The following is a 15,609-nucleotide window of genomic DNA, read 5'->3' as shown; positions in this document are numbered from 1 at the left end:
ATGAATGAATCGAGACTGGCGCGGGAGCGCGCCCCCTTTCTCGAGGTTGAGGGAATCGTCAAGCAATTCGACGGCGTGAAGGCTCTCGCGGGAGTGGACCTCGCAGTCTTCCCCGGCGAGGTGCTGTGCCTCGCAGGGGAGAACGGCTGCGGAAAATCAACCCTCATCAAGGTGATCTCCGGAGTGCATAAGCCGGATGCTGGCGCAATCCGAATCAACGGACGGGCCATCGACTCCCTTTCTCCACTGGGTGCGATGAAGGCCGGGATCCAGGTCATCTACCAGGACTTCTCGCTCTTCCCCAATCTCTCCGTCGCCGAGAACATCACGATGACGGACGGGGTGTCGAAACGACGCTTCTCCTTCAGCCGGGCGAACAGCCGAGCGCACGCCGAACGGGTCGTGAGCCGTCTCGGAGTCGATCTCGATCTCGATGCGGACGTTGAGACCCTCTCGGTCGCCGACAAGCAACTCTCCGCGATCTGCCGCGCCCTCGCGAATGACGTGAAACTCCTGATCATGGATGAGCCGACGACTGCTCTCACTCAGAAGGAAGTGGAACGCCTATTCCTCGTCGTCGAGAAGCTCCGCGGAGACGGCGTCGCGCTCGTCTTCGTCTCCCACAAGCTTGATGAGGTCAAGCGCATCTCCCAGAGAATCGCGATCATGCGCTCCGGGCGCAACGTCGTCGACAGCCCGGCCGCCGAACTCGACCGCGATCAGATCGCCGAATACATGACCGGCCGCGTCCTCGATCAGACCAGGCGCGTCTCCGCACTCCCCGACGATGCCGAAAAGCGTCTGGAGGTCGAAGGCCTCACCTCGGCCGGAGCGATCTGCGATGTCTCATTCTCGATCCGCAAGGGGGAGATCCTCGGACTCACCGGCCTCCTCGGTTCGGGACGAACGGAAATAGCCGAGGCGCTCTTCGGCCTCCTGCCGATCGACTCGGGACGCATCAAGATCGACGGTCGGGAAGTCCGAATCCGTTCGATCGCCGATTCCATCAGGGCCGAAATCGGCTACGTCCCCGAAGACCGTCTCACGGAGGGCCTCTTCCTCGACAAGTCCATCGCGGACAACGTCATCGCCGCCTCCATCGACCAGCACACCTCGAAGTTCAAGACCTTGCGCGACGGACTCATCCGCAAAACGATCAAGGACTACTTCGACTCCCTCCGGATCAAAGCCCCCGATGTTCAAGCCCCCGTCAGGTCCTTGTCCGGCGGTAATGCGCAAAGGGTCGTCCTCGCCAAATGGCTCGCCCGCCACCCCAAGGTCCTCATCCTGAACGGCCCCACCGTCGGGGTCGACGTGGGGTCGAAGTCGGAGATCCTCGACATCCTCCGGGACCAGGCCGAACGGGGAACGGCGATCCTCATCATCTCCGACGACGCCCCTGAGCTCGTCGCCTGCTGTCACCGGGTGCTCGTCACCCAGGAAGGCCGCATCGAAGCCGAACTCGTCGGCGACGACATTGATGCGGCCGCGATTCGGAAGTTGGTCGTCGCATGAGCTCTTCGCTGAAGACGAGGGGAATAGCCCCCCTCCTCTCCTGGATCAAGGGGCAGAACAACGAGGGCGTGATCCTCCTCGTGCTCCTCGCCCTCGTGATCGTGATGTCCTTCGTCAGTCCGGCGTTCTTCACCGTGTCGACGCTGTTCGCGATCATCCGATCCTCGATCGTCCCGCTGATCTACGCCCTGGGCGTCCTCCTGGTCATCATCTCGGGAGGGATCGACGTCTCCTTCGCCGCGATCGCGGCCTTCGCCTCGTACTCGACGATCGTCTTCCAGCTGACGACCGGGACCGATCTCGGTCTCGCCGGATCCTTTGCGATGGCGATCGTGATCGGCGCCTTCCTCGGACTGATCAACGGATACGTGATCTCGAAGTTCCGACTCCCGACCCTGATCGTCACGCTCGGTACCCAGGGGATCTTCCAGGGATTCCTCCTCGCCTACGTCGGCTCGAAGTACATCGCTCAGCTCCCGGAGGGGATGGCCTCGGTCTCCACGACGAACATCGTCACGATGAAGACCGAGACCGGTGTCGCCCTCCTGCCCGTCATGATCATCCCGGCGCTCCTCCTCGCTGCGGGCGTCGCGCTCATCCTGTCGAAAACGATGTTCGGGCGGTCGATCTACGCGATCGGCGGAGACATCGAGTCCGCGACCCGGGCCGGAATCCGGGTGAAGCGAAGCCAGATCAAGGTCTATGTGATCGTCGGCGTCATGGCCGCAATCGCGGGAATGATCTACATGATCATGGGCCGCTCCGCCAATCCCCAGGAACTCGTCGGCAACGAGCTCGACATCATCGCAGCGGTCGTTCTCGGCGGGGCGTCGATCTTCGGCGGGAGGGGATCGGTACGGGGGACCGTGCTCGGCGTCCTCCTCGTTCAGCTCATCAATAACAGCCTGATCCTCGTCGGAGTGCCGAGCGCATGGCAGCGCACAGCCGTCGGCGTCCTTCTCATCGTCGGCGTGGGAATCCAGGCGCTCTCCGCTCGCCGGAATCGTCGGCGGGCTTCCAACGAGATTGAGGAGGTCGTGCGATGACGCGGAATCTCGGCCGCGCAATGCGGGACGCGAACGATCAGATCGATAGCCGTGCGACGGCACTGCTGGGCAGGCTGCGTCGCAATACGGGGATCGTCCGCATGGTCGCTCTCATGCTCCTCGCCCTGCTCTTCTTCACGGTCACCTCGCCCTCGGTATTCCTCACGGGGCTCAACCTGCAGAACATGCTGCTCGCCGTGCCCGAAATCGGGATCCTCGCCGTGGCCATGATGATCTCGATGCTCACGGGCGGTATCGATCTCTCCCTCGTGTCCATTGCGAATCTCGCCGCGATCACCATCTCGACGACGTTCACGGCCCTTGCGGCGAGCGATCCGACGCGCGCCGAGGCGATGGGGCCCCTCCTGATCCTCCTCGCTCTCGCCGTCGGCATCGGCGCAGGAGCGGTGAACGGGATTCTCATCGCCTTCGTCGGAGTCACCCCGATTCTCGCCACCCTGGCCACCATGCAGATCTTCAACGGCCTCGCAGTCGTATGGACCGGGGGGAAGACCCTCTACGGCTCGCCCGCCGCACTCACCGCATTCGGACAGACCGCAGTCGCAGGGATCCCGGTCCTGTTCCTCGTCTTCGTCGCCGTCGCCCTCATCGTCGGATTCCTCATCAACAAGACTCCCCTCGGTCTCGGGCTGGAGCTTGAAGGCTCGAACTCCGTCGCAGCGAAGTTCTCCGGAATCCGTTCGAGAAGCCTGCTGATGCGCTCTTATCTCCTCACGGGCTTGCTCGGAGCAGTCACGGGAATCGTCTTCATCTCACGGAACCCGACTGCTTCGGCCGACTACGGGGCCTCATACGTGCTGCTCGTCATCGTCATCGCCGTTCTCGGCGGGACGAACCCGAACGGCGGATTCGCAACGGTCGTGGGGGTCTTCCTCGCCGCGATGACCCTCCAGATCGTCCAATCGGGATTCACGGCGATGAGGCTGTCCACCTTCCAGTATTCGATCGCTCAGGGACTGATCCTCATCGGTGTTCTCGTCATCGACCGCATCGATTGGAGGGCGCTGTTCAAACGGAAATGAGTCACCCTCCCATCCCGCTCATCGAAATCGAACTATCACGAAAGGACTGACATGAAGAAGATCATCAATGACCCCGCCGACTTCGTCGATGAAATGGTCGAGGGCATCCTCCTTGCTCATCCCGACGAAGTGAAGACCCCCGGAGAGGACAAGCGCGTGCTCGTCCGAGCAGATGCTCCCCTGACGGGGAAGGTCGGCATCATCACCGGTGGCGGCTCAGGCCACCTCCCTCTCTTCAAGGGCTATGTCGGCAAGGGGCTGTGCTCGGGCGTCGCCATCGGGAACGTCTTCTCCTCGCCGAGCGTTCAGCAGATCGCTGATGCTGCGAAGGCCGTTGATGGGGGCAGGGGAGTCCTCTTCCTCTACGGCAACTACGGCGGCGATGTCTTCAACTTCGATCTCGCCTCCGACATGCTCGAACTCGACGACATCGAGACCAAGACGGTCCTCGGTCGCGACGATGTCGCCTCCCAGCCGAAGGATCGCAAGCTCGATCGTCGCGGCGTCGCGGGAATCTTCTTCGCATACAAGGCTGCGGGAGCCGCCGCCGAGCGCGGCGACGACCTCGAAAGGGTCGCCGAAATCGCCGAACGCGTCGTCGACAACACGGCGACGATGGGCGTCGGACTCTCCCCCACGATCCTGCCGACCACCGGAGCGCCGAGCTTCGAGTTGCCCGACGGTGAAATGGAGATCGGCATCGGCATCCACGGAGAGCCGGGCATCCACCGGGGGGCCTTGACGACGGCGGACGAGATCGCGGATTCGATCTTCGATGCGGTGAGCGCCGACCTGGATCTTGCGAGCGGCGATCGTGTGGCGGTGCTCGTCAACGGCCTGGGCGCCACGCCGCTCGAGGAGCTCTACCTCCTCTACCGTCGGGTCCACCAGCGGCTCGAAGGCCTCGGCGTGAAGATCGAGCGCCGCTACATCGGCGAATACGCCACGAGCCTGGAAATGGCCGGAGCCTCGATCTCCCTGCTCAAGCTGGACGATGAGATGCTCGATCTCCTCGACGCCCCCGCCCGCTCCCCCTTCTTCGAGGAGGTCGGCCGCTGATGAGGACGACTGAGCTGATCGAGCAGATCACGAAGACGATGACGCTCCTCATCGACTCCGCCGATGAACTCCGGGACCTCGACCAGGTCCTCGGCGACGGTGATCTCGGCATCACCGTTTCCGCCGGGGCGAAGGCCGTGATCGAGGCGCTTGCAGCCGCTCCGGAGCTCGCTGAGCCGAGCGAGGTTGCGAAGACCTGCGCCCGTGCGTTCGCGAATGCGAACCCTTCGACAATGGCGGCACTCGTCGCAGGCGGTCTTCTTGCAGGATCGAAAGTCTGGTCGGGCATCGACGAGATCGGTGTCGCGGAGGCCGAACAGTTCATCCGTGCCGCAGCTGGCTCAATTTCGCATCGCGGCAAGAGCCAGGTTGGGGACAAGACCATCCTTGACGCGATGGTTCCCACGGCAGATGCGATTGCGGATCATGTCGATGATGAAGATGTGTTGATTTTTGCAATCGAAGCTGCGTCCTCCGCTGTCGTTGAAACACGGAGTCTTCAATCTCGAAAGGGAAGGGCATCGTGGTTGCAGGACCGGAGCATCGGATTGCAAGATCCGGGTGCAACAGCCTTTCTTCGCGCGCTTGAAGCATGGCGGGACGCCGCTTCAGGGACGGTTGGGCCGAAGGGTGCTATCGACTGATTGATGATGAGAATGCAGGTGCCCGGCGTTCGAGTGACTGCAGGGCACCTGCATTTGTTTTGGAGAGAACAGGCTTGAGTGAATGCTCTCAGCGGCGCGTGGACTAACCGATCCCCTCGCCTGCGATCCGGTGCCGGACCTCGTAGGTCCGTCCGGCTTCAAAATCAATGACGGTCGAGTATCCGGCCTTCCTCAGGGGGTTTTCGTTGGCGGAGACTCCCTGCCCAAAGTCGAAGGCCGAGGTGATCGGTTCGACCCCGAGACAGAGGTTCGTCCCGCCCCAGGGAAGCCCCTTGCGCCCGCGGTTGGATATCCACAGCATCGCGTTCTGGAGGTATTTCGGATCCCATTCGACGGCGACGCGGTAGCCTTCCGCCTCGTTGACGAGGGCGATCCGAGGCTCCTTTGGGCCTGCGATGAGAACGATCTCGTCGACCTCGTCGCCGACGCGGTGGGGCTCGCGAACGCGGTCGCCGGCGCCGATTGGGTATTCACCGGCGAGGGGTCCGTGGACTCCCAGACGATCAACGGGAAGACCCCCGCCGGAGTCGCCGCGATCGCGTCGGCCGCCGGTGTGCCAGTGATGATCTTCGCCGGTCGAATCAAGGAGGGCCCCGAGGTCCTCCTGGACCACGGGGTGTCGCGCATCGTCAAGGTCGGAGACCCCGACGAGCCGCTCGCTGAGGCCCTGCGCAACGGTCAGAAGAACCTCCGTGCGCACGACGAAGCGGCCGGAACCCGTCACGAGATCCGGCCGCTCCCCTCGAATGGGCGCCCCGCCCCGACCTCGTGAACGAGGAGGAGCGGGAGGACGTCACTCCCCGTACTTCGCGGCGAAGGACTCCTCGAGGCGCTCGAGCGACGTCCCCTTCGTCTCGGGGACGATGAAGAGGTAGAAGCAGAGCGAGACGACGTTGATCGCGCCGAAGGCCGCGTAGGTCCACGCCGCGCCGAGGTGGGCGATCATCACCGGGAACACCCAGGTAACAACCGCGTTCATCAGCCAGCCACACCCGACCGCGAAGCCTTGGGCGATGCCACGGATGCGGGCGGGGAAGATCTCGGATACGAGAACCCAGTTGACCGTGCCCGACTGCTTCGCAAACACGAACAGGGACACCAGAATGACGACCAGCCAGGGCAGGAAGACAGGGATCGTCGAATCGATGGTGCCATCAAGGCGCGTGTACGGGGTGATACCGACGGCGAACACGATAGCCAGAGAGAACAGGAAGAACGTCACGCCGCTCTCCTGGTAAATACCGACGGTACGACGCTTCAGGCGTGCGACCAGCCAGAGGCCAAAAGCGGCGCCGATCGTGGCGACCGCGCCCGTAATGACGTTGATCGTGATGGCATCGGCGGACGAGAAACCGGCGGCATGCAGGATCTTCGGCAGGTAGTACATTGCCGTGTTGATGCCGGTCAGCTGGTCGAAACACGCGAGCCCGATACCGATGAACACCAAGCGACGTGTCCACTTCACCTTGAAGGTGCGATGCAATGACCAGTGACCTTCTTCATCGATTTTTTGGTGAAGATCGATCATCTGGCGAACTTCAGAGGCGACGTCATCGTGTTCGGGGTTACGGATGCGCTTCAGTGAGCCGATGGCTTCGGCGTAGTGGAGGTTCGCGGCGTACCAGCGTCCAGATTCGGGCATCATGCGCATACCGATCCAGAGGGCGATCGCCGGGATCGTAGCCAGGACAAGCATCCAGCGCCAGGCTGAACCGTTGCCGTCCGAAACGGCGAGGTTCGCGACCTGAGATGCCTGATCCCACGAGTACCAGGAGCCGGCATTGAGCGTGCCTGTTGCATCCGACGCGACCTGCACCTGCGGGCCACCGTGGGCGCGCGAGAGCATTGCGTTCATCGAGTAGGCGAGCAGTTGACCAAAGACGATCATGAACTGGTCAAGCGCGACCAGCTGACCTCGTACGCGCGTGGGCGCAGATTCGGACAGGTAAATCGGGACGGTTGCCGAGGCCCCGCCGACCGCCCAGCCGAGGATGAAGCGGAAGAAATACAGGATCCAAACGTTCGGTGACAGAGTGCAACCGAGTGTGCCGATCACGAAGATGACGGCGAGGATCAGAATGTTGTGGCGGCGTCCGTAGCGGTCAGAGAGACGACCGCCGATGATTGCGCCGAAGGCCGCACCGATTGCGAGGAATGCGCCGACTAGGCCTTCTTCGAACTCGTTGATTGTAAGGCCACCCGCGTCGGTGGGCATGTACATGTAGGGCAGGGCGCCAGCGATGACGCCGGTGTCGTAGCCGAAGAGTAGGGATCCAAAAGTGGCGATTGTCGCCAGTAGTGCGATTTTGCGCGGTTTACCGGATGGTGGCGTGTTCTCAACCAGCGTGCGGAGTTCAGCTTCGGAAAGATGAGCGTTCTTTCCGCGATGAGCGCTTGAAGTCATACCCCTATCTTGCACGAATGAACACGCTAAATCACCTGATCTGCGCATACTTCCGGGAAAGAATGGGGTAGCCACGCGTTGTTTTCACCCGGTTTCATGGCTAGGGGGTGATTGCAATTTGGTTTCTACATGGTTGGGTTCAGAATTTTGGCTCTGTTGCAAAAATCGTGAAGCTTGAGCATGCTTGGCGGAGATTGGACGGACGGAACGATGACGGATTTCAAGTGGCGCCATTTCCAGGGTGATGTGATCCTGTGGGCGGTGCGCTGGTATTGTCGCTATCCGATCAGCTATCGCGACCTTGAGGAAATGCTGGCGGAACGCGGCATTTCGGTCGACCATACGACGATCTATCGCTGGGTCCAGTGCTACGCCCCGGAGATGGAGAAGCGGCTGCGCTGGTTCTGGCGGCGTGGCTTTGATCCGAGCTGGCGCCTGGATGAAACCTACGTCAAGGTGCGGGGCAAGTGGACCTACCTGTACCGGGCAGTCGACAAGCGGGGCGACACGATCGATTTCTACCTGTCGCCGACCCGCAGCGCCAAGGCAGCGAAGCGGTTCCTGGGCAAGGCCCTGCGAGGCCTGAAGCACTGGGAAAAGCCTGCCACGCTCAATACCGACAAAGCGCCGAGCTATGGTGCAGCGATCACCGAATTGAAGCGCGAAGGAAAGCTGGACCGGGAGACGGCCCACCGGCAGGTGAAGTATCTCAATAACGTGATCGAGGCCGATCACGGAAAGCTCAAGATACTGATCAAGCCGGTGCGCGGTTTCAAATCGATCCCCACGGCCTATGCCACGATCAAGGGATTCGAAGTCATGCGAGCCCTGCGCAAAGGACAGGCTCGCCCCTGGTGCCTGCAGCCCGGCATCAGGGGCGAGGTGCGCCTTGTGGAGAGAGCTTTTGGCATTGGGCCCTCGGCGCTGACGGAGGCCATGGGCATGCTCAACCACCATTTCGCAGCAGCCGCCTGATCGGCGCAGAGCGACAGCCTACCTCTGACTGCCGCCAATCTTTGCAACAGAGCCGGTGAGGGTGCTATCCCATAGCGCCCGATCTTCTGGCCGCTTGGGATTCCAGAATAGAAAAGCGCGCTTGGCAATGACGACGTTCTCAATGCCGAAGTCATTGCCTTGCTCGCCGGCAAGCGAAATCATGGATGAAAACAGGCGTTGCGCCTGATTGCGAAGGGTGGCCGTGTAACGGCCATCGGTGTGCATTCCGAGCCTTTGTAGAAATTCCGATTGCGACCGGCCAAGGTTCAACACGGGGTCTTTCGTTCGCACGGCCTCGGTGCATATCCAAGCAAGCAAGGTGCGCGGCATAGAACCGTAGGGCAGGCCGATGCTCGGCTTGCCCATGATCGACAAGGTGACGATGCCATTGGTGCGCTCAAAGTAGCTGGTCTTGGGGTCGGTGTGGGGCATGGTCGCTTGCACAAGGCAACGGGCCATGTAGCCGACTAAGCCAGCTTCGCGGGCATCCTCCATTTCGAGCGCGAGGCTCGTCTTGATGATCTCGTTGATACGATGGCCGGGGGCTTTGTTGTTCTTAGGCATGTTGTTCCCTCCCCGGCATGGTGATGGTTGGTCTAGTGTTTGTGGGTTTGATGTTCCGGCGTTTGATGAACAGGCGCAAGGTGTGAGGGCTGACGCCTAACAACTCGGCTGCGCGACTTTGCGGCAAGCCAAGGTTCACGTATGCCTGTACTTCATCAATACGGCTGTCCAGCTTCAAGGCGCTCGATTTGCTGCCCTTGGGTCGCCCGAGCGTCTTGCCGCGCTCTCTGGCGACTTGTAGCGCCTCGGTGGTACGTGCCTGAATGAAATGCCGCTCGATCTGTGCAGCCAAGCCAAGCACGGTTGCCATGATGTCGCTTTGTAGGCTGCCGTCCATGATGATCTTCTGTTTGGTCACATGGACGATTAGGCCGCGCTCGCTCGCCGCTTTGAGAATTTCCAAGGCGGCGAGGGCGGAACCGGCAATGCGCGTAATCTCCGGCGTCAGTAGCACGTCGCCACGCTCGGCCTTTTCGATGATTGCTCCGAGCTTGCGCTTGCGCCAGTCCTTTGCTCTGCTGGCAATTTCTTCCTCGATCTGTAGCGGCGCGAAGCCTTTGGCGTTCGCGTATTCGAGCAAACCGTATTTTTGGTTTTCCGGGTCTTGGCCGTCACGCGAAACCCGGAGATAGGCATAGTATTTTGGCATTTGCAGGGAAAACGTCAGATTCGGTTAAACATGCCTCATTCTAGCGCAGATTAAATAGGAATTAAATACCCTGTTGCGGTATAGATAAAACGTTGGTTTGTTCTGCCCTATGAGCGTACAAAAAAGGCCGGGTGAGTGGCCCGGCCTTCGTTTAGGTGCTGAATAGGATTGGTTCTGGTGCCAGCCTCATGAGAAGCGCGTCATAAAACCACATGAGGGCCGACGCACCAAGGCCGACGCCTGCGACCGATAGCATGATGTGGGTCTTATTGGCCGAGTCCAGCCCAAGCCACATGATCGGTAGGGTGATGAGACTGGCGAACGAAGCCAAGCCGAGAAGAAAGCGCACCGGGCCGCGCAGCCACCAGAGAATGAGGAACACCAGATGTCGTTTTCAGAAGACGGCTGCACTGAACGTCAGAAGCCGACTGCACTATAGCAGCGGAGGGGTTGGATCCATCAGGCAACGACGGGCTGCTGCCGGCCATCAGCGGACGCAGGGAGGACTTTCCGCAACCGGCCGTTCGATGCGGCACCGATGGCCTTCGCGCAGGGGTAGTGAATCCGCCAGGATTGACTTGCGCTGCCCTACCTCTCACTAGTGAGGGGCGGCAGCGCATCAAGCGGTGAGCGCACTCCGGCACCGCCAACTTTCAGCACATGCGTGTAAATCATCGTCGTAGAGACGTCGGAATGGCCGAGCAGATCCTGCACGGTTCGAATGTCGTAACCGCTGCGGAGCAAGGCCGTCGCGAACGAGTGGCGGAGGGTGTGCGGTGTGGCGGGCTTCGTGATGCCTGCTTGTTCTACGGCACGTTTGAAGGCGCGCTGAAAGGTCTGGTCATACATGTGATGGCGACGCACGACACCGCTCCGTGGATCGGTCGAATGCGTGTGCTGCGCAAAAACCCAGAACCACGGCCAGGAATGCCCGGCGCGCGGATACTTCCGCTCAAGGGCGTCGGGAAGCGCAACGCCGCTGCGGCCCTCGGCCTGGTCCTTCAGCCACCATGCCCGTGCACGCGACAGCTGCTCGCGCAGGCTGGGTGCCAAGCTCTCGGGTAACATCAAGGCCCGATCCTTGGAGCCCTTGCCCTCCCGCACGATGATCGTGCCGTGATCGAAATCCAGATCCTTGACCCGCAGTTGCAAACCCTCACTGATCCGCATGCCCGTTCCATACAGAAGCTGGGCGAACAAACGATGCTCGCCTTCCAGAAAACCGAGGATGCGAACCACTTCATCCGGGGTCAGCACCACCGGCAAGCGCCGCGACGGCCGAGGTCTTCCGATCTCCTGAAGCCAGGGCAGATCCGTGCACAGCACCTTGCCGTAGAAGAACAGCAAGGCCGCCAATGCCTGACGATGCGTGGAGACCGAAACCTTGCGCTCGTTCGCCAGCCAGGACAGAAATGCCTCGACTTCGCTGCTGCCCAAGGTTGCCGGGTGACGCACACCGTGGAAACGGATGAAGGCACGAACCCAGTGGACATAAGCCTGTTCGGTTCGTAAACTGTAATGCAAGTAGCGTATGCGCTCACGCAACTGGTCCAGAACCTTGACCGAACGCAGCGGTGGTAACGGCGCAGTGGCGGTTTTCATGGCTTGTTATGACTGTTTTTTTGTACAGTCTATGCCTCGGGCATCCAAGCAGCAAGCGCGTTACGCCGTGGGTCGATGTTTGATGTTATGGAGCAGCAACGATGTTACGCAGCAGGGTGACGGTGTTCGGCATTCTGAATCTCACCGAGGACTCCTTCTTCGATGAGAGCCGGCGGCTAGACCCCGCCGGCGCTGTCACCGCGGCGATCGAAATGCTGCGAGTCGGATCAGACGTCGTGGATGTCGGACCGGCCGCCAGCCATCCGGACGCGAGGCCTGTATCGCCGGCCGATGAGATCAGACGTATTGCGCCGCTCTTAGACGCCCTGTCCGATCAGATGCACCGTGTTTCAATCGACAGCTTCCAACCGGAAACCCAGCGCTATGCGCTCAAGCGCGGCGTGGGCTACCTGAACGATATCCAAGGATTTCCTGACCCTGCGCTCTATCCCGATATTGCTGAGGCGGACTGCAGGCTGGTGGTTATGCACTCAGCGCAGCGGGATGGCATCGCCACCCGCACCGGTCACCTTCGACCCGAAGACGCGCTCGACGAGATTGTGCGGTTCTTCGAGGCGCGGGTTTCCGCCTTGCGACGGAGCGGGGTCGCTGCCGACCGGCTCATCCTCGATCCGGGGATGGGATTTTTCTTGAGCCCCGCACCGGAAACATCGCTGCACGTGCTGTCGAACCTTCAAAAGCTGAAGTCGGCGTTGGGGCTTCCGCTATTGGTCTCGGTGTCGCGGAAATCCTTCTTGGGCGCCACCGTTGGCCTTCCTGTAAAGGATCTGGGTCCAGCGAGCCTTGCGGCGGAACTTCACGCGATCGGCAATGGCGCTGACTACGTCCGCACCCACGCGCCTGGAGATCTGCGAAGCGCAATCACCTTCTCGGAAACCCTCGCGAAATTTCGCAGTCGCGACGCCAGAGACCGAGGGTTAGATCATGCCTAGCATTCACCTTCCGGCCGCCCGCTAGCGGACCCTGGTCAGGTTCCGCGAAGGTGGGCGCAGACATGCTGGGCTCGTCAGGATCAAACTGCACTATGAGGCGGCGGTTCATACCGCGCCAGGGGAGCGAATGGACAGCGAGGAGCCTCCGAACGTTCGGGTCGCCTGCTCGGGTGATATCGACGAGGTTGTGCGGCTGATGCACGACGCTGCGGCGTGGATGTCCGCCAAGGGAACGCCCGCCTGGGACGTCGCGCGGATCGACCGGACATTCGCGGAGACCTTCGTCCTGAGATCCGAGCTCCTAGTCGCGAGTTGCAGCGACGGCATCGTCGGCTGTTGCACCTTGTCGGCCGAGGATCCCGAGTTCTGGCCCGACGCCCTCAAGGGGGAGGCCGCATATCTGCACAAGCTCGCGGTGCGACGGACACATGCGGGCCGGGGTGTCAGCTCCGCGCTGATCGAGGCTTGCCGCCATGCCGCGCGAACGCAGGGGTGCGCCAAGCTGCGGCTCGACTGCCACCCGAACCTGCGTGGCCTATACGAGCGGCTCGGATTCACCCACGTCGACACTTTCAATCCCGGCTGGGATCCAACCTTCATCGCAGAACGCCTAGAACTCGAAATCTAACGTCCGTTCGGGCATCGAGGTCCATGTCGGGGTGGGACGGGCCCGTGGCTTCAAGATCACTTGCAGTCCGACCGCGATGTCTTGGTTGCGCGAGAGGTTGTCGATATCCTCCACTTCCATCATCAACCCTGGATAATGCCGCCGCCGTCATCGCCGCCGACGCCCGTGCCGGGCTTTTCGGGCCTGTCAGGCTTGCTCGGCCTTCAGCCTGCCTGGGCGAGATCTCCGGCGGACGGATTAACGGCGGAGCTTCGCCGCCTTTCGTGCGTGTGAAGGCCGAAGATAGTTCTCTCAAAAACATCCGTTTATGAGAGATACCAAATGTCATTTTCAGAAGACGACTGCACCAGTTGATTGGGCGTAATGGCTGTTGTGCAGCCAGCTCCTGACAGTTCAATATCAGAAGTGATCTGCACCAATCTCGACTATGCTCAATACTTGTGTGGGCTCTGTTGCAAAAATCGTGAAGCTTGAGCATGCTTGGCGGAGATTGGACGGACGGAACGATGACGGATTTCAAGTGGCGCCATTTCCAGGGTGATGTGATCCTGTGGGCGGTGCGCTGGTATTGTCGCTATCCGATCAGCTATCGCGACCTTGAGGAAATGCTGGCGGAACGCGGCATTTCGGTCGACCATACGACGATCTATCGCTGGGTCCAGTGCTACGCCCCGGAGATGGAGAAGCGGCTGCGCTGGTTCTGGCGGCGTGGCTTTGATCCGAGCTGGCGCCTGGATGAAACCTACGTCAAGGTGCGGGGCAAGTGGACCTACCTGTACCGGGCAGTCGACAAGCGGGGCGACACGATCGATTTCTACCTGTCGCCGACCCGCAGCGCCAAGGCAGCGAAGCGGTTCCTGGGCAAGGCCCTGCGAGGCCTGAAGCACTGGGAAAAGCCTGCCACGCTCAATACCGACAAAGCGCCGAGCTATGGTGCAGCGATCACCGAATTGAAGCGCGAAGGAAAGCTGGACCGGGAGACGGCCCACCGGCAGGTGAAGTATCTCAATAACGTGATCGAGGCCGATCACGGAAAGCTCAAGATACTGATCAAGCCGGTGCGCGGTTTCAAATCGATCCCCACGGCCTATGCCACGATCAAGGGATTCGAAGTCATGCGAGCCCTGCGCAAAGGACAGGCTCGCCCCTGGTGCCTGCAGCCCGGCATCAGGGGCGAGGTGCGCCTTGTGGAGAGAGCTTTTGGCATTGGGCCCTCGGCGCTGACGGAGGCCATGGGCATGCTCAACCACCATTTCGCAGCAGCCGCCTGATCGGCGCAGAGCGACAGCCTACCTCTGACTGCCGCCAATCTTTGCAACAGAGCCCGCGTGAGCACGACGGATCAGAACCTTGACCGTCAGCGCCTCGCAATAGGGGGTTGCGACAAAGTTTTCGAGGATCGTGTCTCGGGCGGAAGTCGCGAGGGCCGCAAAGGCCTAGCGGACGCCATGAGTTACGTGCGCGAAGGAGACCTTCTCGTCGTTGCCTCGATGGATCGACTCGCCCGCTCCCTGCGCGACCTCGAGGGGATCGTGCGCACTCTCGTAAACAAGGGTGTCGTTGTCCAGTTCGTCAAAGAGGACCTGTTCTTCCGCAAGGAGAGCGAGGACCCCTACGCCATGTTTCAGCTACACCTCATTGGTGCCGTGGCAGAGCTCGAGCGCTCACTCATTCGCGAACGCCAACGCGAGGGGATTGCGGCCGCCAGAGCCAAGGGTAAGAGGCTCGGGAGAAAGCGCCTATTGACTTCGGAGCAGATTCAGCGGGCGAGGATCCAGGCGCGTGAAGGTGTGCCGAAGGCGAGGATTGCGCGCGAGCTCGGCGTTAGCCGCGCAACCCTGTACCGCTACCTCGAGATTCCCAAGCTTCCCCTAGATTGAGAGCCTGCCTCGCGCTACCGTGATACGTGACCACCGTCACTGTCAAAGGGGAAGTTATGTCGTACATCGTTCGTGAAGGAAACCTCGCCGCAACTCCTGAGCTTCGCGAGGGCGCAAAGAGTGGGGCCAAGTACACCTATGCGCGCGTTATCGTCACGGACCGCATCCGCACACCCGAGGGGGAGTTCGTCGATGGGGCACCCGTGGCTTACAACCTCACAGTGTTTGGGGCGCAGGCCGAGCAACTCGTTGATGCCGCTAATGCCAGTGGAAATATCAAACTTGTCTTCGGAGGCGACTACAGCGTGCGTTCCTATACCTCCAGGGAGGGAGAGTCGCGCGTGAGCCATGATGTTCGTGTTGATGTGATCGGCGTGAGCCTTCGTGGCCAGGAAGTGCGTGCACAGTCCTTGCGAGCTTCGCGTGCTAGCGATGTTCCTGCCCCGAGTGATGATCCGGCCGCGTACTGGGGAAGTCCTGACCCTGCCTAGTCCTGTGCGCTGTTTCGTGCAATCTGTACTTGCCAGTGCAGTTTGGTGACCCGCGGATTCGAGGGCAAGAAAACACGAAGTGTTTTCGCGGCAGCTTTTTAGCGTTCCCACCCG

General features: G+C 61.1%; 17 protein-coding genes. 12 read left to right on the top strand and 5 right to left on the bottom strand.

Going from position 1 to position 15,609, the window contains the following annotated elements:
• The 6 genes from G5S47_RS08175 to G5S47_RS08585 all read left to right on the top strand — a co-directional run bounded on the left by G5S47_RS08175 (window position 1) and on the right by G5S47_RS08585 (window position 6,100).
• Window positions 1-1,515: a sugar ABC transporter ATP-binding protein gene (locus G5S47_RS08175; RefSeq protein ID WP_257878454.1), complete on the top strand. Its 1,515-nt coding sequence runs from the start codon at window positions 1-3 to the stop codon at window positions 1,513-1,515.
• Window positions 1,512-2,561: an ABC transporter permease gene (locus G5S47_RS08170; RefSeq protein ID WP_219585549.1), complete on the top strand. Its 1,050-nt coding sequence runs from the start codon at window positions 1,512-1,514 to the stop codon at window positions 2,559-2,561. Before G5S47_RS08175 ends, G5S47_RS08170 begins: the two co-directional genes overlap by 4 nt.
• Window positions 2,558-3,604, top strand: coding sequence for an ABC transporter permease (locus G5S47_RS08165; RefSeq protein ID WP_219585548.1), 1,047 nt, complete (start codon window positions 2,558-2,560; stop codon window positions 3,602-3,604). The genes G5S47_RS08170 and G5S47_RS08165 overlap by 4 nt, the downstream gene beginning before the upstream one ends.
• 51 nt (window positions 3,605-3,655) lie before the next feature.
• Window positions 3,656-4,663 carry a dihydroxyacetone kinase subunit DhaK gene (locus tag G5S47_RS08160; protein WP_219585547.1) on the top strand — a complete coding sequence of 336 codons (1,008 nt, stop codon included), beginning with the start codon at window positions 3,656-3,658 and terminating at the stop codon, window positions 4,661-4,663.
• Entirely contained in the window at window positions 4,663-5,307 is a 645-nt protein-coding gene (locus G5S47_RS08155; protein WP_219585546.1) for a DAK2 domain-containing protein, read from the top strand. Before G5S47_RS08160 ends, G5S47_RS08155 begins: the two co-directional genes overlap by 1 nt.
• An 82-nt stretch (window positions 5,308-5,389) precedes the next feature.
• The gene (locus tag G5S47_RS08585; RefSeq protein ID WP_257878453.1) at window positions 5,390-6,100 is read left to right on the top strand and encodes a glycerate kinase; all 711 of its coding nucleotides are present in this window, start codon (window positions 5,390-5,392) and stop codon (window positions 6,098-6,100) included.
• Window positions 6,101-6,121: 21 nt separating this feature from the next.
• Here the strand turns inward: G5S47_RS08585 and G5S47_RS08145 are convergent, their stop codons facing one another.
• Window positions 6,122-7,732: an MFS transporter gene (locus G5S47_RS08145; RefSeq protein WP_219585545.1), complete on the bottom strand. Its 1,611-nt coding sequence runs from the start codon at window positions 7,730-7,732 to the stop codon at window positions 6,122-6,124.
• Window positions 7,733-7,942: 210 nt separating this feature from the next.
• On the opposite strand from G5S47_RS08145, the gene G5S47_RS08140 reads away from it, so the two are divergent.
• The gene (locus tag G5S47_RS08140; protein ID WP_001389365.1) at window positions 7,943-8,707 is read left to right on the top strand and encodes an IS6-like element IS6100 family transposase; all 765 of its coding nucleotides are present in this window, start codon (window positions 7,943-7,945) and stop codon (window positions 8,705-8,707) included.
• An 18-nt stretch (window positions 8,708-8,725) separates the two neighbouring features.
• On the opposite strand, the gene G5S47_RS08135 is transcribed toward G5S47_RS08140, so the two are convergent.
• From G5S47_RS08135 to intI1, 4 genes are all read right to left on the bottom strand, one after another.
• Window positions 8,726-9,292 (bottom strand): replication protein RepA, encoded by a 567-nt coding sequence (locus G5S47_RS08135; RefSeq protein ID WP_054953247.1) that lies wholly within the window; start codon window positions 9,290-9,292, stop codon window positions 8,726-8,728.
• The gene (locus G5S47_RS08130) at window positions 9,285-9,941 is read right to left on the bottom strand and encodes a recombinase family protein (protein ID WP_012196454.1); all 657 of its coding nucleotides are present in this window, start codon (window positions 9,939-9,941) and stop codon (window positions 9,285-9,287) included. Before G5S47_RS08130 ends, G5S47_RS08135 begins: the two co-directional genes overlap by 8 nt.
• Window positions 9,942-10,092: 151 nt before the next feature.
• The gene (locus G5S47_RS08125) at window positions 10,093-10,323 is read right to left on the bottom strand and encodes a hypothetical protein (protein WP_012196455.1); all 231 of its coding nucleotides are present in this window, start codon (window positions 10,321-10,323) and stop codon (window positions 10,093-10,095) included.
• 206 nt (window positions 10,324-10,529) lie between these two features.
• Window positions 10,530-11,543: a class 1 integron integrase IntI1 gene (gene intI1, locus G5S47_RS08120; protein ID WP_000845048.1), complete on the bottom strand. Its 1,014-nt coding sequence runs from the start codon at window positions 11,541-11,543 to the stop codon at window positions 10,530-10,532.
• A gap of 101 nt (window positions 11,544-11,644) precedes the next feature.
• On the opposite strand from intI1, the gene sul1 reads away from it, so the two are divergent.
• From sul1 to G5S47_RS08095, 5 genes are all read left to right on the top strand, one after another.
• Window positions 11,645-12,496, top strand: coding sequence for a sulfonamide-resistant dihydropteroate synthase Sul1 (sul1, locus tag G5S47_RS08115; RefSeq protein WP_000946487.1), 852 nt, complete (start codon window positions 11,645-11,647; stop codon window positions 12,494-12,496).
• A gap of 127 nt (window positions 12,497-12,623) precedes the next feature.
• A complete protein-coding gene (locus G5S47_RS08110; protein ID WP_000376623.1) occupies window positions 12,624-13,124 on the top strand; it encodes a GNAT family N-acetyltransferase in 501 nt (166 codons plus the stop codon).
• A 506-nt stretch (window positions 13,125-13,630) separates the two neighbouring features.
• Complete coding sequence (locus G5S47_RS08105; RefSeq protein ID WP_001389365.1) at window positions 13,631-14,395, top strand: IS6-like element IS6100 family transposase; 765 nt, start codon at window positions 13,631-13,633, stop codon at window positions 14,393-14,395.
• A 57-nt stretch (window positions 14,396-14,452) separates the two neighbouring features.
• Window positions 14,453-15,004 carry a recombinase family protein gene (locus G5S47_RS08100; RefSeq protein WP_257878452.1) on the top strand — a complete coding sequence of 184 codons (552 nt, stop codon included), beginning with the start codon at window positions 14,453-14,455 and terminating at the stop codon, window positions 15,002-15,004.
• Between the two features lie 56 nt (window positions 15,005-15,060).
• The gene (locus G5S47_RS08095) at window positions 15,061-15,495 is read left to right on the top strand and encodes a single-stranded DNA-binding protein (protein WP_219585544.1); all 435 of its coding nucleotides are present in this window, start codon (window positions 15,061-15,063) and stop codon (window positions 15,493-15,495) included.
• Window positions 15,496-15,609: the final 114 nt, after the last annotated feature.

The organism is Schaalia turicensis (assembly GCF_019380255.1).
In the GTDB taxonomy this organism is placed as follows: Bacteria; Actinomycetota; Actinomycetes; order Actinomycetales; family Actinomycetaceae; genus Pauljensenia; species Pauljensenia turicensis_A.
Note: the sequence above shows the minus strand (reverse complement) of the source record. Positions and strands in the feature narration are given on the sequence as shown.